Raw genomic sequence first — 19,773 nt, 5'->3', positions numbered from 1 at the left:
GTTTGAGACGTGCATTCCTCGCCTATGTTTTGAACATGCTGCCGCTGATTGCCCTTTTCCTTGCCGCCTTCGCCTTCGGCACCACCGAATTCGTCATCGCCGGCGTGCTGCCGGAGGTGGCGCAGGGCCTCGGCGTTTCGGTGCCGACCGCCGGCTATCTCGTCTCCGGCTATGCCTGCGGCATTGCCATCGGCGGCCCGCTGCTGGCTTTGGCCACCGGCAAGGTTTCGCGCAAGACGCTGCTGATTGGGCTCACGATCGCTTTCACCCTTGGCCAGGCGGCTTGCGCGCTGGCGCCCGACTTCACCTCGATGCTTCTGCTGCGTATCGCGACTGCCGTGGCGCATGGCTGCTATTTCGGTGTCGCCATGGTGGTTGCAGTCAGCCTGGTGCGCGAGGACCAGCGCGGCCGGGCGGTCGCGGTCATTCTCTCGGGGCTGACGGTTTCCAATATCATCGGCGTGCCCGCCGGCACCGCGATCGGCAGCCTGTGGGGCTGGCGCGCGACCTTCTGGGTGATGGGCGCGCTGGGCCTCGTCGCGATCCTCGCCATGCTGGCGCTGCTGCCGCGCACGGCGGGCGCCGCCAACCGGCCAGCCGGGCTGGCGCGCGAAGTTCGCGTGCTCGGCCGCCAGCAGGTCTGGACCTCGCTGATCCTGATGCTGATGCTGATGATCGGCCAGTTTGCGCTGTTCACCTACATCACGCCGATGCTGCTCGAGGTCACGGGCCTCGACGAGGGCCTGATCCCCTTTGTGCTTTTGCTCAACGGCGTCGGCGCCACGATCGGCGTCCTGGTCGGCGGCAAGCTCGCCGACTGGAAGCTGATGCCGTCGCTCATCGTCATGCTTGCCCTGCAGGCGGTGACGCTTGGCGTCATCTATCTCGTCAGCCCCTATCCGTTGCCGATGGTCGCGGCAATCGTCATCTGGGGCGGTCTCAACTTCGCCATCGGCGCGCCGATCCAGACGCGCATCCTCGCCTGGACGGCCGATGCCTCCAATCTCGCCTCCTCGCTGATCCCGTCCGGCTTCAATGTCGGCATCGCGCTGGCTGCCTCGCTGGGCGCGGCGATGCTCAATGCCGGCCTGGGCTATCGCAGCCTGCCGCTGGCCGGCGTGCTCGCCATGCTGGTGGCGGTCGTGGTGGCTTTTGCCTCGCAGACCTGGGAATGGCGCAGCCGCGCGACGCCGCCGCTGCCGGCGGCCGCGGAATAATTTAATGCATGTCGCCCAGAAGTGTGCAGCGGTTCTGGGACAACGACATGCATCAAAACAAAGATTTAAAGCGCGTCGCCTGAATCCGTTTCAGCGCGACGCGCTTTAAAGATCGATCCGGAACCTCAGGCTCTCTGCGCCGCCATAGGCTGCAAGTTTGGCAAACCGCCCGACCAGCCTGCCGCCATTGGCAAGCACCACTTTGTGCGAGGCAGGATTGTCGAGATCACTGGTGATCTCGACATGATCGAGCCCGACCGCTCTCGCCTCGTCCAGCATCAGCCACAGCGCTTCGGTGGCATAGCCGCGGTTGCGCTTCCACGGCACCACCGCATAGCCGATATGGCCAAGCACATGCGAGGGCAGCTCCGACGTGCCCTTCTGCCAGCGAAAGCCGATCGAGCCGGCGGCCTCGCCGTCCCAGATCCAGCGCCGGAATCCAGGCAGCCGCGCGACCTCGGTGCCGTCGGGCAAGACGATGGGCGGCCCCTTCGCTTCGGGATCGTCGAGGCCGGCGAGAAATTCAACGGGATCCTTCTCGATCGCGTCGAGTTGCTCGCGCGTCGCTTCGAGGAGCCGCACATTGTCGGGCGACCATCCGCGCTCGAGCGCCGCCTTGTAGGACGGCAAATGTTGGAGCGCGGGTTTGACGATTTCGATCATTCTTCCCTGTCGAGCCGGCATAGAAGCGACACGGATCGCTCTCAAGTCGCCTGAAACCGGATTTCGCCCTTGTTCAGGAAACAGGCTTTGTCGAACAGCGACAGGTCGAGCGGGTTCGGCAGCCGGATATCGCCGATATCCGGGAACGCTTTCCGGGCGCAATCATATGACCTGTCGACCTGCGAGATGAAGATGAGCACCAGTCCGCGTTCCCGGGCAAACGACTTCAAGGCGCGGATCTGGACCATGAGTTCCGGATTCTCCCGCTTCTGGTCGAGCAGTTGCAGATAGTCGATGACCGCCAGCGTGCCGCGCGGCGCCGCCCGCAACGTCTCGATGATGTAGGCGGCGCTGATGGCGTCGGAATTGTCGAAGGTGAACAAGTGGTCGAAATCGGCAGGATCGACGCCGATGTCACGGAACCGGTCGAGGATGTCGGCATGCATGTATTCCAGGGTGAAGAATACGGCGCGACTGCCTTGCTTCATGGCTGCCACGGCAAGTTCGAGGCTCATCAGCGTCTTGCCCTGCCCCGGCCGCGCCGCCACGAGGACCATGTCGCCGGGGATCAGCCGCGCCAACAGGGCGCCGGCTGGCGCAGCCTCGGCAGCCTTGGCCGCAAGCAGGCTCCAACTGCCGAAGCCTTGCTTGGCGGCAACGCGGTCGAGCGCCTGGTGGAGGGGCACATTTTCGCTGCGGGACAGAAGCCTCGCCTGGCGCTTCAGATGATAGACGGGTGCGGAAAACCGCATCGAAAAACCTCCTGCCGCGAGCAGTCTTGACAACCCCTCCTTATGCCTGGCGCTCGAACAGTTGGTTCGGTGATAAACTGCCCTGCATGAACGATGCTTCCCGACGGAGGGAGGAGGCGTGGGCGCGCCGGAATCAGATCATAGCTCAATCGAAGGGGGCCGAAAATCCGACCTCCCAAAAGGCGTCGCTAAACTAGAAGTGTTTCGCCGATGCGTGCGAGACCTTCTATAATCGTCCATGCTGATTCACAGGTACGAGACATTTCGACGGGAGGGGCAAGAGGGTGCGGTTGAGATCTGTTCCGCGGGGCGCGGTCATCTTCTGCCTTGTCGCGATCCTGGCCGCCCTGACGGCATCGGTCAGCTCTTTTGCGGCTTTGCGGCCGTCGGCTGTTCCCGACTGGTTGCAGCGCCATGTCGGCGATGGCGAAGGCCAGATCTCTCAGGTCGTGCTGGAGCGGGCGCGCGCGCTCTACCAGAAGAAGGTCAGCGAAGGTTCGGTCAGCAACCCCTGCTACTTCGCCATGGATGCCACGCGTCCCGCGGATTTGGGCAACAGCGTGCCTGGCCAGCGCTACTACATCATTTGTGAAAGCAAGCAGCTCTTCCGCGCGGTTTCCTCGGGCCATGGCGGCGGACGCAACCTGAAAGGCGTTGCCGATTTCTCCAACGGCAGGCGCTGCGCCAAGAATTTCGGCAACGCCATGGACTCGGCGCTGACGGCCGGCGGCGCCTATATGACGGCCGAGACCAAGACGTCCTTCAAGGGCTACTATCGTGTCGGCGCGCAGAACGCGGTGTTCATGCGCAGCTTCATCCAGTTCGACGGCGAAGGCGAGGCGGCGAACGCCAGGCAGCGCGTGATCGGCGGCCATCCGGCCGCGATCTTGAAGGGCCTGTGCATGCGCAAGAGCCCGCAAAGCTCCTACGCCGACCATGACGGCCTGGTTCCGTTCGGCAAGCTGGTGAACTATGCCGGCGGCCGCAGCAATGGCTGCACCAGCTGGTCGCCCGCCGACGCCGAGCAGATCATCCCCCTCGTGAAGAACAACCCGACCACGCTCTACATCTATCCGGAATCACGCGACATCGCCGCTGTCGCCCGGGCCAAGGCTGCCGGCCAGGCGCTCTCAAACGCGGGCACCTATTGGAACGCCTCCTGCCTGAAGGAGATCGGCACTCCCAAATTCTGGCCGAAGAAGATGCTGGAGCCGATCATCGCCCAGTACAAGAAGGATCATCCGGCACCACCGCCGCAGCCGGTGCCGATCTGCAAGGACTGACACCGTCGTCTATTGCAGCAGACCCTTGACGATGGCGCTCGCCTTGGCGAAGTCCATCTGGCCGGCATATTTCTGCTTCAGCGCGCCGATCACCTTGCCCATGTCCTTCTGGCTGGCCGCGCCCGTCGCCGCGATCGCCTCGCGCGCCGCAGCCTGGATCGCCGCGTCGTCGAGCTGCGTCGGCAGGAACTCCCGGATGATCTCCATCTCGCCGCGCTCCTGCGCCGCCAACTCCGGCCGCTTGCCGTCCTCGAAGGCCTTGGCCGATTCCTCGCGCTGCTTCACCATCTTGGCGAGGATCTGAAGGATCTCCTCCTCGCTCGCCGGCGGCTTTCCGGCGCCGCGATTGGCGATGTCGCGATCGTGGATGGCGGCCTGGATCAGCCGCAGTGTCGGCAGGCGGTGCTTGTCCTGCGCCTTCATCGCGCTCTTCATGGATTCGGCGATTTTCTCGCGCATCGTGCTTCTCCTTCGAATGCGGCGGACAATAGCTTTGCCGAACGACCAACGCAAATCCGGCCAAGCCGCTGATATTGCTGGACGAAAGCAATCGGTCGTGGTTCGGGGGCGGCACATTGACCGTTCCCGCGCCTTCCCCTATGTACTGAGCCTCGCATGAACTGAAACTTTGGTTGCGCGCAGGCTCGCGAATTCGCTGCCGCGCGCCGTTTGTTGCGCGGATCCTCCCGCTTGCGGGACAATTGCGAAACAGCCTCTAGGAGTGCCGCCATGGCCACGACCACCGCCCCGTGGGCAACCGAAAAGCCGACCGCCCTTCTGGTGCTCGCCGACGGCACGGTGATCGAAGGCCGCGGCCTTGGCGCCACGGGATCGGCGGTTGCGGAGGTGTGCTTCAACACCGCGCTGACAGGTTATGAAGAAATCCTCACCGATCCGTCTTACGCCGGCCAGATCGTCACCTTCACTTTCCCGCATATCGGCAATGTCGGCACCAATGACGAGGACATCGAGGATTTGCATCCAGCCGCCCGCGCCGGCGCTGTCGGCGCCATCTTCAAGGCCAACGTCACCGACCCGTCCAACTATCGCGCCGCCGGCCATCTCGACCAGTGGCTGAAGCGGCGCGGCATCGTCGCGCTATCCGGCATCGACACCCGCGCGCTGACTGTGCTGATCCGCGAGAAGGGCATGCCCAATGCCGTCATCGCGCATGCCCCCGACGGCGTGTTCGACATCGAGGACCTGAAGCGGCAGGCGGCTGCCTGGTCGGGCCTGATCGGCCTCGATCTCGCCAAGGAGGTCACGTCGGGCCAGTCTTCGGTCTGGCGCGAGACGCCCTGGATCTGGAACGAAGGCTATGGCGAGCGGAGCGAGCCTTCCATGCACGTCGTGGCCGTCGACTATGGCGTCAAGCGCAACATCCTACGCCTGCTTGCGGGCCTCGGCGCCAAGGTCACCGTCGTGCCGGCCAAGACCGGCGCCGAGGAGATCATGGCCATGCAGCCGGACGGCATCTTCCTGTCGAACGGCCCCGGCGATCCGGAAGCGACCGGCGAATATGCCGTGCCGGTGATCCAGGATCTCTTGAAGACCGACATCCCGGTGTTCGGCATCTGCCTCGGCCATCAGATGCTGGCGCTGGCGCTCGGCGGCCGGACCGAGAAGATGCACCAGGGCCACCACGGCGCCAACCATCCGGTCAAGGACCACACCACCGGCAAGGTCGAGATCGTCTCGATGAACCACGGTTTCGCCGTCGACGCGGACTCTCTGCCCGAAGGCGTCGAGGAAACCCATGTCTCGCTCTTCGACGGCTCGAATTGCGGCATCGCCCTGACCGGCCGTCCAGTGTTCTCGGTTCAGCATCATCCCGAGGCCTCGCCCGGCCCGCAGGATTCGCATTACCTGTTCCGTCGCTTCGTCAATCTGATCCGCGAACGCCGCGGCGAGGAAGCGCTGGCCGAACGCGCCTAGCCCAAGCAGCCGGCCTAAGCAGCGTCCGTCACCGGCTCCTGCGTGTGCATGCGCTCGACTTCCTTCGGCGTCGGCTTGGCAACTTTCGTCACGAAGACGATCACCGCCAGCGTCAGGAAAATTGCGCCGAGCACATAGGGAGCGCCGCCGAACACGACCGGCGCCGCCGGGCCCGTGAACCAGGAAAATATCGCGGTGTAGAGCAGCGGCGTGATGATCGAGGTGATCGAGAAGATCGAGGTCATCGCGCCCTGCAATTCGCCCTGCGCCGAGGGCGGCACCTTGGCGGCGGCGAGGCTTCTGAGCGGCGGATCGGCCAGCGCCTCCAGGCAGCCGGCCACGATGACCGCATAAATCATCCAGCCTTGCGTCGAAAACGCATAGCCGAAGGCGCTGAGCGCGGTAAAGGTCAGGCCGATCGCCGCCGTCCTCCACTCGCCGAGCTTGGGAATGATCCGCGGCAGCACCGTCGCCATGATAATTGCGCCGCACAGGCCGAAGGCGCCGAGCGAGAAGCCGATCTGCTGCTGGTTCCAGCCATAGCGGTAGTTGGAAACGAACGCCCAGACGGCAGGATACATCATGTGGCCGAGCGTCATCAGAAAGAACACCAGCCCGATCCAGCCGATGCCGGGATAATTGCGCATCTGCATGAGCGTGCCGACCGGATTGGCGCGCTTCCATTCGAAACGGCGACGATGCTTTTCGTCCAGCGTCTCCGGCAGCAGGAACATCGCGATCAGGAAATTCACGAAGGCAAGCGCGGCCGCGAAATAGAACGGCACGCGCGGCCCGAACGTGCCGAGCAGACCGCCCAGCACCGGGCCGATGACGAAGCCGACGCCAAAGGCGATGCCGAGCAGGCCGAAATTCTTCGCCCGGTTCTCGTCGTTCGAGATGTCGGCGATGAAGGCCGATGTCGTCGAATAGCTGGCGCCGGAAACACCGGCGAGCACGCGGCCGATGAACAGCATCGGATAGGACCAGGCGATCGCGCAGATCAGGTTGTCGATGGAAAAGGTCAGCACCGAGGCAAGCAGGATCGGCCGCCGGCCGAAGCGGTCGCTTAAGCCGCCCATGATCGGCGCGAAGACGAACTGCATCGCCGCATAGACGAAGAACAGCCAGCCGCCCTCGATCGCGGCCTGGCTGACGCTGACGCCGCTCAGTTCCTCGAGATAGGCCGGCAGCACAGGCATGATGATGCCGAAGCCGATGACGTCGAGCAGCAGCGTGGTGAAAACGAGCGCAAGGCCCCGCCTGGCGGTTTTGGGGTCGATCATGATGATAATCTCCTCAGGCCGCCCGGGGCAAAGGCGGGAGGCATCTTATAGGCGACGTCGCCGGCAGGAACAATACGCGAACGAAGGCAATTGCCTCATCCTGACATCACTTGCCAGCCGCCTTTGATCGCCGATCCTCGCCGCCAAAGAAGCGGCAGGGCCGCGTCAGATCGGACCGCCCATCGTGTTGCAGTCGGACAGCTTGCCGCTCTTGATGCCGCGCGCCAGCCACGTCTGCCGCTGCTGCGAGGTGCCGTGGTTGAAGCTTTCCGGCACGACATAGCCCTGCATCCTCTTCTGCAGCGTGTCGTCGCCGATCTGCTTGGCCGCGTTCAGCGCGCTTTCGATATCGCCCTGCTCCAGGATGCCCTTCTGCTGCGTGTAATGTGCCCAGACACCAGCAAAGCAATCGGCCTGAAGCTCGATACGCACCGACAGCTGGTTGGCGTCGGCCTCGCTCATTCCTTGCCGCATCTGGTTGAACTTGCCCATGATACCGGTGAGATTCTGCACATGGTGGCCGACCTCATGCGCCACCACATAGGCACGGGCGAATTCCCCGGACGCGCCGAACTGCTGGTCGAGCTGCTGGAAGAAGGTCATGTCGAGATAGACTTTGCGATCGCCTGGGCAGTAGAATGGCCCGGCCGCCGCCGAGGCGAAACCACAGGCCGAACGGACCTGGCCACTGAACAGCACCAGCTTGGGATCCTGGTAGGTCAGCCCTTCGGACTTGAAAATGCCGGTCCAGGTGTCCTCGGTATCGGCAAGCACGGTCGCGACGAACTGCTTCATCTCGTCATTGGCGGGGGCGTTGCCATTGTCCTGTGTGTCGGAGATCTGGCCGCCGTCTCCCGGCACCAGGCCGCCGCTGCCGTCACCCAGGATCTGCGATGGATCGAAGCCGAAATACCATCCTGCGAGCACGACAAGGATAACCAGGATGATGCTGCCGCCGCCACCGGTACGGCCGCCGATGGGGATGCGGAACTGGCCACCGCCGCCCAATCCGCCGCCAGGCCCGCCGCCGCTGTCGCTGCGTTCGTCTTCGATGTTGTCGCTCTGACGACGGCCTCTCCAAAGCATGGCAACTCCTCGCGACACAAACGTCCTGGAGGGACCGGCATGCCACCGCCCCCTGCAGACAATTATCGCAACGAATACGTCAAGTCAGTATTTTTCGCGAGGTCGGTACCGACACTTTGCGTCCTGCAGCGCTATTCTCGTATCGAGCCCGAGTTCAACGAGCGGAGGTCATCGCCCGGCGGAAAGCTTCCAGCGTTTCGGCGCTGACATGGTGCTCGATGCCCTCGGCGTCGATGCGCGCCGTCTCGGCGCTGACGCCGAGAGAGCGCAGGAACGCCTCGACCGTCTGGTGGCGGATGCGGCTTTGCTCGGCGACCCTGCGGCCGGCCTCGGTCAGGAACACGCCCCGATAGGGCTTTCGCGACACCAGCCCGTCGGCGCACAGCCTGGTCAGCATCTTTGCCACCGTCGGCTGCGCGACGCCGAGCCTTGCCGCGATATCCACCTGCCGCGCTTCATTGCCGTCCTCGATCAGGTCGGCGATCAGCTCGACATAGTCCTCGACCAGCGCGCTACGGCGCGCCTCGCGCGTCTGCCGGAAACCCGCCGAATGGATTTCGGCATCGGGAAGCGGCTCTTCGCGTCGAACCGGTTTGTTCCTCAGCGCCAATCCGCGCTCCTCCTTGAATCGGGACCGCATCCATAGCACGAACCCCTGATGGTCCGGCCGTTTATTTGCATTCCCGCTCATGCGCAACGGGCGTTTGCGGCAGCCCGCCGCCAGCCTTGTCTCGGCTCATCACGAAAGCATGATCAATGAAATATAGCATATTGCATAATGTTGAGCCATGGCGTAGATAAGAGGCACGTTCGACAATTCCAGCGGAAATCCAATGTCCGATGCCGATGCAGCAACCGTAGCCCGACCCGCATGGCGATTCGACAGGCCCGACGACGAGCAGCCGAGCCTGCGCGAGGTGAACGCCTCGATCGCGGTGCCGCGGACCGGCGTCTGGTTCCGCCGCCTGTTCGCCTTCATGGGGCCGGGCTACATGGTCTCGGTCGGCTATATGGACCCAGGCAACTGGGCGACCGACCTCGCCGGTGGTGCCCAGTTCGGCTATACGCTGCTTTTCATCATCATGCTGTCGAACCTGATGGCGATCCTGCTGCAGGCGCTTGCCGCGCGTCTCGGCATCGCCACCGGCCGCGACCTCGCCCAGGCCTGCCGCGCCTATTATCCGCGCCCGGTCAATCTGCTGCTCTGGATCGCCTGCGAGCTGGCCATCATCGCCTGCGACCTCGCCGAGGTGATCGGCACGGCGATCGCGCTGCAGCTTCTGTTCGGCATCCCGCTGATCGGCGGCGCCATGCTGACCGCGCTCGATGCTTTCCTTGTGCTGCTGCTGATGAACAAGGGCTTCCGCTATCTCGAGGCCTTCGTCGTCGCGCTGCTGATCATCATCTTCGGCTGCTTTGCCATCCAGATCTTCGTCGCCGCGCCGCCGGCCGGCACGATCCTGCATTCGATGTTCGTGCCGTCGCCGGAGATCGTCACCAATCCGGCGATGCTCTACATCGCCATCGGCATCATCGGCGCGACAGTCATGCCGCATAATCTCTATCTGCATTCCTCGATCGTGCAGACCCGCGCCTATGAGCGCACCGATGCCGGCAAGCGCGACGCCATCAAATGGGCGACGACGGATTCGACCATCGCGCTGATCCTGGCGCTGTTCGTCAATGCGTCGATCCTGATTGTCGCGGCGGTCGCCTTCCACGATACCGGCCATCACCACGTCGCCGAGATCGGCCAGGCCTTCGAGCTGCTCTCGCCGCTGCTCGGCCTGGGCATCGCCTCGATCCTGTTCGCCGTCGCGCTGCTTGCCTCCGGCCTCAACTCGACCGTCACCGCGACGCTCGCCGGCCAGATCGTGATGGAAGGCTTCCTGCGCCTGCGCATCCCGCAATGGGCGCGGCGCCTGGTGACGCGCGGCATTGCCATCGTCCCCGTGGTGGTCGTCACGGCACTCTATGGCGAGAAGGGAACCGGCCAGCTGCTCGTCTTCAGCCAGGTGATCCTGTCGATGCAGCTGCCTTTCGCGGTGGTGCCGCTGGTGCAGTTCGTGTCGGACAAGAAGAAGATGGGCAATTTCGCCATACCGCGCGGCGTTGCAGCGTTGGCCTGGGTGGTTGCCGCCGTCATCCTCGTTCTCAACTTCAAGCTCCTCTACGACACCTTCGCCGGCTGACCGCGACATTCGCGCCGGCCGCGCTATCTTCGCGCCATGGCCAAACCGGACGAAGCCCGCAGATTCTACGCCAGGCTGATGGCTGCGCACGCCCGGTCGGCCGATCCACGCATCGAGGAGGTGTTCGCTGCGGTGCCGCGCGAGGCCTTCCTGGGTCCGGGACCATGGACCGTCTTTGCCGGCGAAGGCCGGTTCCAGACGCCAAGCGCCGATCCTGGCTATATCTACCAGAATGTGCTCGTCGTGCTCGATGCCGACAAGGGCATCAACAATGGCGAGCCGATGCTGCACGCGATGTGGCTCGGCAAGGTCGAGCCGAAGCCGGGCGAGCACGTTACCCATATCGGCGCCGGCACAGGCTATTACACGGCGCTGCTGGCGAGGCTGGTCGAGCCGGGCGGCGGCGTCACCGCCTTCGAGATCGAGGCCGATCTTGCCGCGCGCGCCAAGGTGAACCTCGCCCGGTACCGCAACATCGAGGTGATCCACGGCGACGCCGTCGCCAACCCTTTGCCGCCCTCCGACATCGTCTATGTCAATGCCGGCGTCGTCGCGCCGCCCGCCGCGTGGCTGAAAGCGCTGAAGCCCGGCGGCCGCATGATCTTTCCGTGGCGTCCCTCCGAAACCGTCGGCCTCGCGGTGCTCGTAATGCGCCTGGAAAACGGCTTTGCCTGCCGGCCTTTCATGGGCTCCTGGTTCATCCCTTGCGTCGGCGCCTCCACTGCCGAGCCGGGCGCAAAAATACCGACACGTGAGCGCGCCGCGCGCACCCGCTCGATCTGGCTGAGGAAAGACAAGGCGCCCGACCGCACGGCAACCGCCGTCTTCGGCGAGGTCTGGTTCTCGTCACGCGCCGTTCGCGTCGACGACACGCGCTAGAAATTCGAGGGGCTGTGTCGGAGATCAGCCTTGCCGTTCGTCCTTGGAGCAATTCAAGGAAAAGTGCGAAGCGGTTTTCCGTCAGGAATGCGTCGAATGCTTTAGGCAGAAATCCGGCCGCGACGGCGCGGATCGTGAAAGGGAGAAGACAGATGCGCAAGATCATCGCCGCCACATTCGTTAGCCTCGACGGCGTCATGCAGGCGCCGGGCGGGCCGGAAGAGGATCCGGTCGGCGGCTTCAAATTCGGCGGCTGGACCTTCCACTATTTTGACGAGGTGGCAGGTGCGGCCATGGAGGAAATGTTCTCCAAGCCGTTCGACCTGCTGCTCGGCCGCAGAACCTACGATATCTTCGCCGCATACTGGCCGTATCAGAACGATCCGATCGCGGCTGTCTTCAACCCCGCGGTCAAATATGTGGCGACGCACCGGCCGGATACGCTGACCTGGCAGAACACGCAGTCGCTCGGACCGGATGTCGTTGCAAGGCTCAAGGAGCTCAAGCAGGAAGATGGACCCGACCTGCTCATCCAGGGATCGGGCAATCTGATCCAGACCCTGCTCGCCAACGGGCTGATCGACGAGATCCGGCTGATGACCTTCCCGCTGCTGCTGGGCAAGGGCAAGCGGCTGTTCGGCGACGACGCGATGCCGGCGGCCTTCAAGCTCGTCAAATCGCAGGCTTCCACCACCGGCGTCATCGTGGCGACCTATGAGCGCGGAGGCGAAATCCGTACGGGCTCGTTTGCCCAGCAGGAGCCTTCGGAAGCCGAGCTCGAACGGCGCAAAAATTGGAAGTAGCACAAAGCTGTCGCGCGGCGGGCAGACCCGCCGCGCATTGCCTCTCTTTTGAACGACGATTGAACGGTCAGGAGCCGCCAATGATGCCCACGATCACCGCCTTTGAACGATCGCCCGATGGCGGCAGGGGGCTCGCGCGCGACATGCACGTGCGCTGGGCGCTCGAGGAAGTCGGCCAGCCCTATGATATTCGCCTCGTTTCGTTCGATGCGATGAAGCAACCCGCGCACCTTGCGATCAATCCCTTCGGCAGTATCCCGACCTATGAAGAAGGCGATCTCACCCTGTTCGAGTCAGGCGCGATCGTCCTTCACATCGCGGTGCGTCACGCGGGCCTGTTGCCGGAGGACGCGAACGCTCGGGCGCGCGCCGTCGCCTGGATGTTCGCAGCCTTCAGCACCATCGAGCAGCCGATCCTGGACCGCGCGACGGCCGTGATTCTGGAGCGCGACGCACCGTGGCACGACCAGCGCCTGCCCTTGGTTGACGACCGCATCCGCAAGCGGCTGGCCGATCTTGCCCGCCATCTCGGCGATAGTGATTGGCTCGATGGCGCCTTCAGCGCCGGCGACCTTGTCATGGTGGGCGTGCTGCGCCGGCTGCAGAGATCGGGACTGCTGAACGAATTCCCGAACGTTGCCGCCTATGTCGCCCGCGGCGAGGCGCGGCCGGCCTTCAAGCGCGCTTTCGACGCGCAATTGGCGGTCGCCATGGCAGCGAAAGGCTGACGCCGCGTCACGCCGCTTGCCGATAGCGGGAAAGACCTTCGCGGATATGGCTGGCAAAAGCCTTTGCGGCCGGCGCGGCGGCATGTTTCGGCAGATGCAGGTTGACGGAGAAATTCGGCAGCGCCGGAAGGCCGGCATCGGACAGGATATCGAGATCGGCCGGAACCGTCGAGGCAAGCCACGCTGTCACCGCGAGGTCCGAGCGCACTGTCGCGGTGGTCGCATCGATGTTGCCGTTTTCGAACACTGTGCGCCAGTCGAGCCCCTGCTCACCGAGCGCTGTCAGCACCGCCGGTCGGAAGGCGCAGGTGTCGGCGACGATCGAAACTGGCAGCGGCCGCTTCAGGCGTGCCGTCCCGCCTCTGGCGCCGACCCAGACCAGCCGGTCGACGAGCAGGCATTCGCCAAGGGTCGGGCCGACACGCTCCTCGATGACGGCAAGGTCGATGGTGCCCGCCGCCAGGGCCGCCGCGAGTTCCGGCGAGGACGCGCAGATCAGCGAAATCTCCACCTGCGGATAGGCTTCCGCATAGGCCTTCAGCACGGGCGCGAGCAGCGTGCCGACAAGGTCGTAAGGTACGCCGATCCGCACCTGCCCGGCAACCGCCCTTCCCCTGATCTCGGCAAGGATCTCGTCATTGAGCTGCAGCAGGCGGCGGGCTTTGTCGAGCAGCCGCTCGCCCACCCGCGTCAGCCTCAGGCCGCGGCGGTCGCGCTCGAACAGGCTCTGGCCGAGCACCTCCTCCAGCCGCTTGATCTGCTGGCTGACGGCGCCTTGCGTCAGGTGAAGCGCATTGGCGGCCGCCGTCATGCTGGCCATGTCGGCGGTGGTGACGAAGGTGCGGATAAGGGTCGTGTCGAGATCGCGGATCATGCCCGGTATTATAATCGCTAATGCAAACCATACCAAACATTGCATTTACTGATGCTGCCAAGCGCCTAAGTATGTCTGCTCCCCGATTGGGAGGCCCGCATGTCAGACACCATCATCCCCCTGGTCCTGTTCGCGCTGATCTCGACCTCGACGCCCGGCATCGCCACGACGTTGTCGACCGCGTCGGGCGCACAATTCGGCTTTCGCCGTTCGGTGCCGCTGATGGCCGGGAGCGCCGCGGGGCTGGCTACCGTGGCGGCCGCAGGCGCGGCAGGCCTGGCTGGACTTCTGGCCGCCATCCCATCCCTGCAGTTTGCCATGAAGATCGCCGGCTCGCTCTATCTGATCTGGCTGGCGATCAAGATCGGCCGCAGCGGGCCTCCCAACCTCGACATCAGCATGGCCAGGCCGAACAGCTTTTTCGGCGGCGCCGGCATCCAGTGGATGAATCCGAAAGGCTGGGCGATGGGGCTTGGCGCCGCCGCATCCTTCGCGGCACTGGCGGATGGCCCGTTGCAGCTTGCGCTGCTGCTGGGTGCCGTGTTCGGGCTGACCGCAGCCTTTTCGCTGTCGCTGTGGTGCGTGGCGGGAACCCTGCTTGCCCGTCTGCTCAAGACGGAGCGCCAGTGGCGCGCGCTCAACATCGTGCTCGGCCTTTTGCTGGCCGCCTCGATCCTACAGATGTGGCGGCCGGTATAAACGCTGGTTCCTCGCCCCACGGAGGTAGCTACGCTATGCACACATCTTCTGTGATTGACTGATCAGACCGAAGCTTGATTGCCATGTGGTTCCCCCAATCCGTCGCTGCTTCGCAGCGCCACCTTTCCCCCTCCGGAGGGAAAGGAAGGGAGCGTTGCTGGACGGACGTTGACGGCAAAAAGCTCGGCGCCTTTCCTCTACCCCGTCGATCGGGGGAGAGGTGGCTCGGCGCAGCCGAGACGGAGTGGGGGTCGACCAGCGCTACATTGGACAATGCATGCGCCAAGCTGCCATGCACGCTATCGCCAAAGGCCAGCCGTTTGGAAATGTGTGCATGCCGTAGCCGCTTTGCGGGGCGAGGAACCAGCCTCAGACGGCGTAGCGCGCCGCCGGCTTGCCGGAGAACAGGCTCCCGAAGAACTGGTCCCGGGCACCGAGATAGGCATCCAACCCAGCCGCGTCGGCAAGGCCGGGCGCGGTGACGGTCTCGCCCTGAGCGAACCCGGCAAGCGCCGCGTCGACCAGATCGTCGGCGCTCATGATCCAGTCCGGATTGATCCCGTCGAGGCTGATTCCGGAGACGTCCCACAACTCGGTGCGGACCGGTCCGGGCACGACGGACTGGACTTTCACATTGGTGCCGGCGACTTCCTTCTGCAGCGCTTCCGTGAAGTTGGCGACATAGGCCTTGGTGCCGCTGTAGATACCGCCGACGGCGATGCCATAGGCAACGACCGAGGCGATGTTGATGATCCCGCCGCGATTGCGCGCAAGCAGGCCGGGCAGCACCGCGCGGGTCAGCCGGGTCAGCGCCACGACATTGACCTTGATCATGCGCTCGGCCGTGTCGGCGTCGGCGTCGGCGATCGTCTCCAGGCCACCCACGCCGGCATTGTTGACCAACAGCGTCACGCTGTCATCCGCCGCCACCGCCTGCTCGACGCGGCGCAAATCGGCATCGACCGCAAGGTCGGCGATGATCGTCTCGACCTTGCGGCCATAGGCATAGGCCAGCTTGTCCGCCAACTCCCGCAGCCGGTCGGCGCGCCGCGCCACCAGCACCAGATCGTATCCCTGCCCTGCCAGCCGGTCTGCATAGACCGCGCCTATGCCCGACGAGGCGCCAGTGATGACGGCCGTGCCTTTATTGTCCTTCGTGCTCATTGTCCTGTTCCTTTGTTTGCTTCGCTTGGCCCAGCGCCGACCATCCGATCATCTGCCGGGCTTCTGATCCAACTTAGTGGCATATGCCACTTTCGGCGAAGTAGGTATATGCCACTATCTTGTCAACGGCGGCGGCGAAAACTATTTCTGCGGCAGGCTGGCGCGTCGACGCGCCGGCGAGGAGTGATCATGACCGAAGCTCACAAGCCCGGATTCAGCGACTGCAACAACGCCACGCTGCGCCGTGCCGCGCGCAGTCTCGGCCGCTTCTACGACGACGCGCTGGCGCCTTCGGGCCTGAAGAGCACGCAGTTCGGGCTGCTCTTTCAGATCCACATCAGCGACGAGCCGGCAATGGGCACCATCGCCGAAGCGCTGATCATGGATCTGTCCGCGCTCGGCCATACGCTGAAGCCGCTGATCCGCGACGGCTATGTCCAGACCTTCCCCGACAAGGACGACCGCCGCGTCAAGCGCGTGCGGCTGACGCCGCGAGGACAGGCCAAGCTCGACGAGGCGCTCAAGCTGTGGAGCGTCGCGCAGCGGCAGTTCGAGAAAAAGGTTGGTGCGGAGCAGGCGGCAAAGCTGCGTGCGGCGCTGGACGCGGTGGCTGATCTCGATCTGGAAATGCCGACGGTCGCTCATTCGCTCTGAAGAAGCGGCCGCCGATCAGGCTTTGAAACCGTTACTCGGCCGGCATCGCCACTGGCCGGGCGAACACCCGGCCGGCGAGCACGACGCCCAGCCCGACGATCGGGAACACCGCGGCGATCAGGCCGAGATCGGCCGGAGCGCCGAAGCGCAGCACCGCGGCGCCGACCACCGCGCCCAGCGCGACGCCGAGATAGAGCGCTGAGGCGTTGAGCGACAGCACGATGGGCGCGGCATCCGGCGCGATCTTTATGATGCGGCTTGCCTGCGCCGGCGGGAAGGCCCAGCCGACAATACCCCACGGCACCATCATGGCCATCAGCGCCGGCCCGGCGATCGACTGCGGCAGGAGGGCCGGGATCAGCGAGAAGGTGGCGAGCATCGCGGCCGACAGCGCCAGCGACCAGGCGACGGTTCGGGTGGCGCCGAAGCGGTCGGCGGCCTGCCCGCCGGCGATGTTGCCGATGACGGCGCCGACGCCGAAAGCGAGCAGCATGCCCGGCAGCGCGATCGGAGAGAGCCCGCCGCCTTCTATGGCCAAGGGCGCGATGAAGGCAAAGACGGTGAAGGCTCCGATCAGCGCCAGCACCGTGGTCAGCAGGATCGGCATCACGCCGGGCCGCACTGCCGCCGCCAGCCGCGCCCTCAGCGGCAGCTTGGTGCCGACGATGCCGCGCGGCAACCGGTACCACAGGATCGCACCGGCCAGCGCGCCGAGCCCGGCAATGGCGAAGAAAGTGCCGCGCCAGCCGGCAATCGCCGCGACCAGCGCGCCGAGCGGCGCGCCGACGGCAACCGCCACAGTGGTGCCGCCGACGACGACGGCGATGGCGCGCGCCCGGTGGTGGTCGTCGACCAGTGCCACTGCCGTGCCTTGCGCGGTCGCTGCGAACAGGCCGGACGACAGCGCCATGACGATGCGGGCGATCAAAAGCACCTCGAAGGAGGAACTGAGCGCGGCAGCAACATTGCCAAGGACGAAGAACACCAGCGTCCACAAGATGACGCGCCGCCGGTCCCATTCGCCGGTCAGCGTCGCCAGCACCGGCGCGCCGAACGCATAGGCGAGCGCGAAGGCGGTGATCAGCGAGCCGGCGAGCGGCACCGATATGCCGGCGTCAGTGGCGATGTCGGGAAGAAGGCTGGAGATGACGAAGCCTTCGGTCGAGATCGCGAACGATCCGAGCGCAAGCCAGAAGATCCGCTTGTCCATGGAAGCTGTCCTTAGTTCAAAAGTTATTGAACAATTGGACATAGCGGGGCATGATGTCAACCGAGCCGGGATAAAATAGCTGAACCCTGCTGACAGCCCTGTGTCAGGACGGGCCGAAAGGAAGAGGTTATGTCTGTCGGCAGAAAAGGAAGCCAGCGTTGAAGTTCGTGCCGTTTGTGCTTAATTCTGGGCCATGAGCCTGCCCCATCCAACCGCCGACCAGATCAGCCTACCGATCGTGCTCGCCGTGCTCGGCGACCCGACCCGGCTTGCCATTGTCCGCTATCTGGCTCGCAAGGAAGGCGTGCCGATGAACTGCAGCAAGTTCCTCGACCTCGCCTCCAAGACCAATCTCAGTTACCACCTCGCCAAGCTGCGCGAGGCGGGCGTCACCCGCAGCGAAGCGGTCGGCACCAGCCGGTTGATCACGCTGCGCCGCGACGACCTCGACAAGCGCTTCCCCGGCCTGCTCGACAGCGTGATCGCCGCGGCTGACGGCGACAAGGATCTGCCGGCGGTCGGCACGTCCGAGATGGAACTCGAGGCCTGATTGCGGCGCTGACGAAATTGCCTGTCATGGAGCTCTCATGCGCATCGCCGTAGTGGCCGACATCCACGGCAACGTGCTCGCCTTGGACGCTGTGCTCGACGATCTGAACCAGCGAGGCGGCGCCGACATCATCGTCAATCTCGGGGACTGCGTGTCTGGCCCGCTCTGGCCGCGCCAGACGATGGAACGGCTGCAGGCGCTCAATCTGCCGACGGTGCGCGGCAATCACGACCGCCGCGTCGCCCAGGACGTGGCCGATGAAGCCATGTGGCCGTCCGACCGCTACGCCCAGGAGCGGTTGACCGCGCCGCAGCGCGAGGCGTTGCTCGCCCTGCCGCTCACATTGGAGATCGTGCCCGGCGTCATAGCCTTCCACGCCCGGCGGGACCATGACGAAAAATACCTCGCCGACGCCATTGTCGACGGCCAGTTGGTGCGCGCGCCGCTCGCCGCGATCAGGCGCCGGCTGAAGCCGCTCGATCCGGCCTGCCGCCTCGTGCTGTGCGGCCACAGCCATCGCAACGAGCTGATCCGCATCCCCAACGGTCCGGTCATCTTCAACCCCGGCAGCGTCGGCTGCCCCGCCTACGACGATGACACGCCGCCGGCGCATGTCTCCGAGCAAGGATCGCCGCACGCCCGCTACGGCATCGTCGAGCTGGACGTGCCCGGCCGCGCCGACCGCTTCGAGGCGATCGCGGTGGACTACGACCATGAAGCCGCCGCAAAGCAGGCCGAACAGGCGGGACGGCCGGAATGGGCACACGCGCTGCGGACCGGATTTATGAGGATTGAGCGGAGTTCATATCCCGATCGAGCGGAGCCTATGCATGAAGCGCAGGGTTAGGCTCCCATCGACGCTGCTCTTCGTCGCTCCACTGCTGGCGGCGCCCCTGCCGGCCATGGCCCAGGATGCGCCGGGACCGATCGTCTCGATCATCGGCGGCCTCGCGCCGGATGATCTCCTCAACATCCGCGCCACCGCTTCAGCAAGTGGGAAGGTGGCGGCGCGGCTGCCCAACGGCACCGCCGTGAAGAATTACGGCTGCAAGACCGTCAACAACTATCCATGGTGCAAGGTCGAGGACACGCAGGACGCCCACATAACCGGCTGGGCGCCGGCCCGCTATCTCAGCCCCGCCAATCCGGCGCCGGCCCCTGAAGATGCAGCAGCGCCGGCCACGGACGCCAGCCTGCCACGGGAAGCCAACGCGCCCGAGCCTTCCGAAGAACCGCAGCCGGACATCGCGGCGCGCCTGGGCCGCAGCGAGCCAGCCGCTCCGCCAACGGCAATCGATATCAGCGCAATCGCCATGCGGGATGCCTACGCCCTCGCCTTCGCGGCCTCGGCAACCTCTCAGGCCGATGCCCCTGCCCCCGATGCCAGCGGCATCCCCTGCGCCCGCCATGTCGGCCAGCCGATGACCCGCTGCGAAATCAGTGTCGCGCATGAGGGCGGCGATAGCGTCGTGACCGTGACCTGGCCGGACGGCGGCACCCGCCTCATCAATTTCCACGACGGCAGGCCCGCCGGCTCCGACTCCTCCGACGAATTCCGCTTCACCCGCGAAGGCAGCCTCAACATGATCCGCATTGGCGTTTCCGAGCGCTTCGAGATCACGGACGCACTGGCGTTTTACTGATACAGGGGAATAAGGCAGTAGGGCAGTAGGGAAGAGAGCCCCTACTGCCCTACTGCCCTACTGCCCTACTGCCCTACTGCCCTACTGCCCTACTGCCCTACTGCCCTACTGCCCTACTGCCCTACTCCCTACTCCCTACTCCCTACTCCCTACTGCCC

21 protein-coding genes are annotated in these 19,773 nt (G+C 64.9%); 12 read left to right on the top strand and 9 right to left on the bottom strand.

The annotated features are described in order from the left end of the window. Positions 1–35: 35 nt before the first annotated feature. Entirely contained in the window at positions 36–1,217 is a 1,182-nt protein-coding gene (locus CK219_RS10230; RefSeq protein WP_095766623.1) for an MFS transporter, read from the top strand. Positions 1,218–1,322: 105 nt separating this feature from the next. Here CK219_RS10230 and CK219_RS10225 read toward each other — a convergent pair whose 3' ends face one another. Together CK219_RS10225 and CK219_RS10220 are read right to left on the bottom strand one after the other, a co-directional pair. Further along, positions 1,323–1,880 carry a GNAT family N-acetyltransferase gene (locus CK219_RS10225; protein WP_095766622.1) on the bottom strand — a complete coding sequence of 186 codons (558 nt, stop codon included), beginning with the start codon at positions 1,878–1,880 and terminating at the stop codon, positions 1,323–1,325. A 41-nt stretch (positions 1,881–1,921) separates the two neighbouring features. Next, on the bottom strand, positions 1,922–2,632 hold the full coding sequence (locus CK219_RS10220; RefSeq protein ID WP_095766621.1) for a DNA helicase: 711 nt from the start codon (positions 2,630–2,632) through the stop codon (positions 1,922–1,924). Between the two features lie 284 nt (positions 2,633–2,916). On the opposite strand from CK219_RS10220, the gene CK219_RS10215 reads away from it, so the two are divergent. Next, positions 2,917–3,915 (top strand): hypothetical protein, encoded by a 999-nt coding sequence (locus CK219_RS10215; RefSeq protein ID WP_095766620.1) that lies wholly within the window; start codon positions 2,917–2,919, stop codon positions 3,913–3,915. 9 nt (positions 3,916–3,924) lie between these two features. Here the strand turns inward: CK219_RS10215 and CK219_RS10210 are convergent, their stop codons facing one another. Beyond that, positions 3,925–4,374: a GatB/YqeY domain-containing protein gene (locus CK219_RS10210; RefSeq protein ID WP_095766619.1), complete on the bottom strand. Its 450-nt coding sequence runs from the start codon at positions 4,372–4,374 to the stop codon at positions 3,925–3,927. A 270-nt stretch (positions 4,375–4,644) separates the two neighbouring features. Between CK219_RS10210 and carA the strand changes: the two genes are divergently transcribed. Next, positions 4,645–5,850: a glutamine-hydrolyzing carbamoyl-phosphate synthase small subunit gene (gene carA, locus CK219_RS10205; protein ID WP_095766618.1), complete on the top strand. Its 1,206-nt coding sequence runs from the start codon at positions 4,645–4,647 to the stop codon at positions 5,848–5,850. Positions 5,851–5,864: 14 nt separating this feature from the next. Here carA and CK219_RS10200 read toward each other — a convergent pair whose 3' ends face one another. The 3 genes from CK219_RS10200 to mntR all read right to left on the bottom strand — a co-directional run bounded on the left by CK219_RS10200 (position 5,865) and on the right by mntR (position 8,829). Beyond that, positions 5,865–7,133: a TCR/Tet family MFS transporter gene (locus CK219_RS10200; RefSeq protein WP_095766617.1), complete on the bottom strand. Its 1,269-nt coding sequence runs from the start codon at positions 7,131–7,133 to the stop codon at positions 5,865–5,867. A gap of 165 nt (positions 7,134–7,298) precedes the next feature. Next, positions 7,299–8,219: a neutral zinc metallopeptidase gene (locus CK219_RS10195; protein ID WP_095766616.1), complete on the bottom strand. Its 921-nt coding sequence runs from the start codon at positions 8,217–8,219 to the stop codon at positions 7,299–7,301. Positions 8,220–8,373: 154 nt separating this feature from the next. After that, positions 8,374–8,829 carry a manganese-binding transcriptional regulator MntR gene (gene mntR, locus CK219_RS10190; protein ID WP_176476973.1) on the bottom strand — a complete coding sequence of 152 codons (456 nt, stop codon included), beginning with the start codon at positions 8,827–8,829 and terminating at the stop codon, positions 8,374–8,376. A gap of 223 nt (positions 8,830–9,052) precedes the next feature. On the opposite strand from mntR, the gene CK219_RS10185 reads away from it, so the two are divergent. The 4 genes from CK219_RS10185 (at position 9,053) to CK219_RS10170 (ending at position 12,821) form a co-directional block, all read left to right on the top strand. After that, positions 9,053–10,411 (top strand): Nramp family divalent metal transporter, encoded by a 1,359-nt coding sequence (locus CK219_RS10185; RefSeq protein WP_095766614.1) that lies wholly within the window; start codon positions 9,053–9,055, stop codon positions 10,409–10,411. Positions 10,412–10,447: 36 nt separating this feature from the next. Beyond that, complete coding sequence (locus tag CK219_RS10180) at positions 10,448–11,290, top strand: methyltransferase domain-containing protein (protein ID WP_095766613.1); 843 nt, start codon at positions 10,448–10,450, stop codon at positions 11,288–11,290. A 152-nt stretch (positions 11,291–11,442) separates the two neighbouring features. Next, positions 11,443–12,093 carry a dihydrofolate reductase family protein gene (locus CK219_RS10175; protein ID WP_095766612.1) on the top strand — a complete coding sequence of 217 codons (651 nt, stop codon included), beginning with the start codon at positions 11,443–11,445 and terminating at the stop codon, positions 12,091–12,093. An 80-nt stretch (positions 12,094–12,173) separates the two neighbouring features. Beyond that, entirely contained in the window at positions 12,174–12,821 is a 648-nt protein-coding gene (locus CK219_RS10170; protein WP_095766611.1) for a glutathione S-transferase family protein, read from the top strand. 7 nt (positions 12,822–12,828) lie between these two features. Here CK219_RS10170 and CK219_RS10165 read toward each other — a convergent pair whose 3' ends face one another. After that, positions 12,829–13,695 carry a LysR substrate-binding domain-containing protein gene (locus CK219_RS10165; RefSeq protein WP_095766610.1) on the bottom strand — a complete coding sequence of 289 codons (867 nt, stop codon included), beginning with the start codon at positions 13,693–13,695 and terminating at the stop codon, positions 12,829–12,831. 99 nt (positions 13,696–13,794) lie between these two features. Here CK219_RS10165 and CK219_RS10160 point away from each other — a divergent pair, with 99 nt between their 5' ends. Beyond that, positions 13,795–14,394, top strand: coding sequence for a LysE family translocator (locus tag CK219_RS10160; protein ID WP_095766609.1), 600 nt, complete (start codon positions 13,795–13,797; stop codon positions 14,392–14,394). Between the two features lie 369 nt (positions 14,395–14,763). Here CK219_RS10160 and CK219_RS10155 read toward each other — a convergent pair whose 3' ends face one another. Then, positions 14,764–15,558 (bottom strand): SDR family oxidoreductase, encoded by a 795-nt coding sequence (locus tag CK219_RS10155; RefSeq protein ID WP_095766608.1) that lies wholly within the window; start codon positions 15,556–15,558, stop codon positions 14,764–14,766. 189 nt (positions 15,559–15,747) lie between these two features. Here CK219_RS10155 and CK219_RS10150 point away from each other — a divergent pair, with 189 nt between their 5' ends. After that, positions 15,748–16,212, top strand: coding sequence for a MarR family winged helix-turn-helix transcriptional regulator (locus CK219_RS10150; RefSeq protein ID WP_095766733.1), 465 nt, complete (start codon positions 15,748–15,750; stop codon positions 16,210–16,212). Between the two features lie 31 nt (positions 16,213–16,243). Here CK219_RS10150 and CK219_RS10145 read toward each other — a convergent pair whose 3' ends face one another. Continuing rightward, on the bottom strand, positions 16,244–17,422 hold the full coding sequence (locus tag CK219_RS10145) for an MFS transporter (protein WP_095766607.1): 1,179 nt from the start codon (positions 17,420–17,422) through the stop codon (positions 16,244–16,246). Positions 17,423–17,615: 193 nt separating this feature from the next. Here CK219_RS10145 and CK219_RS10140 point away from each other — a divergent pair, with 193 nt between their 5' ends. Genes CK219_RS10140 through CK219_RS10130 form a run of 3 tightly spaced genes read left to right on the top strand, consistent with a single transcriptional unit; the run spans position 17,616 to position 19,615 of the window. Then, on the top strand, positions 17,616–17,972 hold the full coding sequence (locus tag CK219_RS10140; RefSeq protein WP_095766606.1) for a helix-turn-helix transcriptional regulator: 357 nt from the start codon (positions 17,616–17,618) through the stop codon (positions 17,970–17,972). A 37-nt stretch (positions 17,973–18,009) separates the two neighbouring features. Next, positions 18,010–18,819, top strand: coding sequence for a metallophosphoesterase family protein (locus CK219_RS10135; RefSeq protein ID WP_095766605.1), 810 nt, complete (start codon positions 18,010–18,012; stop codon positions 18,817–18,819). Then, positions 18,803–19,615 (top strand): SH3 domain-containing protein, encoded by an 813-nt coding sequence (locus CK219_RS10130; RefSeq protein WP_095766604.1) that lies wholly within the window; start codon positions 18,803–18,805, stop codon positions 19,613–19,615. The genes CK219_RS10135 and CK219_RS10130 overlap by 17 nt, the downstream gene beginning before the upstream one ends. Positions 19,616–19,773 lie beyond the last annotated feature (158 nt).

The sequence above is a fragment of the Mesorhizobium sp. WSM4313 genome (assembly GCF_002294725.1).
Lineage (GTDB): Bacteria > Pseudomonadota > Alphaproteobacteria > Rhizobiales > Rhizobiaceae > Mesorhizobium.
Note: the sequence above shows the minus strand (reverse complement) of the source record. Positions and strands in the feature narration are given on the sequence as shown.

Excerpts from the sequence above, each read along its gene's own strand:
- CK219_RS10140 (WP_095766606.1), top strand. The coding sequence starts at position 17,616 with ATGAGCCTGCCCCATCCAACCGCCGACCAGATCAGCCTACCGATCGTG.
- CK219_RS10210 (WP_095766619.1), bottom strand. The coding sequence starts at position 4,374 with ATGCGCGAGAAAATCGCCGAATCCATGAAGAGCGCGATGAAGGCGCAG.
- CK219_RS10200 (WP_095766617.1), bottom strand. The coding sequence starts at position 7,133 with ATGATCGACCCCAAAACCGCCAGGCGGGGCCTTGCGCTCGTTTTCACC.
- CK219_RS10160 (WP_095766609.1), top strand. The coding sequence starts at position 13,795 with ATGTCAGACACCATCATCCCCCTGGTCCTGTTCGCGCTGATCTCGACC.
- CK219_RS10230 (WP_095766623.1), top strand. The coding sequence starts at position 36 with ATGCTGCCGCTGATTGCCCTTTTCCTTGCCGCCTTCGCCTTCGGCACC.
- CK219_RS10180 (WP_095766613.1), top strand. The coding sequence starts at position 10,448 with ATGGCCAAACCGGACGAAGCCCGCAGATTCTACGCCAGGCTGATGGCT.
- CK219_RS10145 (WP_095766607.1), bottom strand. The coding sequence starts at position 17,422 with ATGGACAAGCGGATCTTCTGGCTTGCGCTCGGATCGTTCGCGATCTCG.
- CK219_RS10225 (WP_095766622.1), bottom strand. The coding sequence starts at position 1,880 with ATGATCGAAATCGTCAAACCCGCGCTCCAACATTTGCCGTCCTACAAG.
- CK219_RS10130 (WP_095766604.1), top strand. The coding sequence starts at position 18,803 with ATGAAGCGCAGGGTTAGGCTCCCATCGACGCTGCTCTTCGTCGCTCCA.
- CK219_RS10220 (WP_095766621.1), bottom strand. The coding sequence starts at position 2,632 with ATGCGGTTTTCCGCACCCGTCTATCATCTGAAGCGCCAGGCGAGGCTT.
- CK219_RS10165 (WP_095766610.1), bottom strand. The coding sequence starts at position 13,695 with ATGATCCGCGATCTCGACACGACCCTTATCCGCACCTTCGTCACCACC.
- carA (WP_095766618.1), top strand. The coding sequence starts at position 4,645 with ATGGCCACGACCACCGCCCCGTGGGCAACCGAAAAGCCGACCGCCCTT.
- CK219_RS10175 (WP_095766612.1), top strand. The coding sequence starts at position 11,443 with ATGCGCAAGATCATCGCCGCCACATTCGTTAGCCTCGACGGCGTCATG.
- CK219_RS10150 (WP_095766733.1), top strand. The coding sequence starts at position 15,748 with ATGACCGAAGCTCACAAGCCCGGATTCAGCGACTGCAACAACGCCACG.
- CK219_RS10185 (WP_095766614.1), top strand. The coding sequence starts at position 9,053 with ATGTCCGATGCCGATGCAGCAACCGTAGCCCGACCCGCATGGCGATTC.
- CK219_RS10170 (WP_095766611.1), top strand. The coding sequence starts at position 12,174 with ATGATGCCCACGATCACCGCCTTTGAACGATCGCCCGATGGCGGCAGG.
- CK219_RS10195 (WP_095766616.1), bottom strand. The coding sequence starts at position 8,219 with ATGCTTTGGAGAGGCCGTCGTCAGAGCGACAACATCGAAGACGAACGC.
- CK219_RS10135 (WP_095766605.1), top strand. The coding sequence starts at position 18,010 with ATGCGCATCGCCGTAGTGGCCGACATCCACGGCAACGTGCTCGCCTTG.
- CK219_RS10155 (WP_095766608.1), bottom strand. The coding sequence starts at position 15,558 with ATGAGCACGAAGGACAATAAAGGCACGGCCGTCATCACTGGCGCCTCG.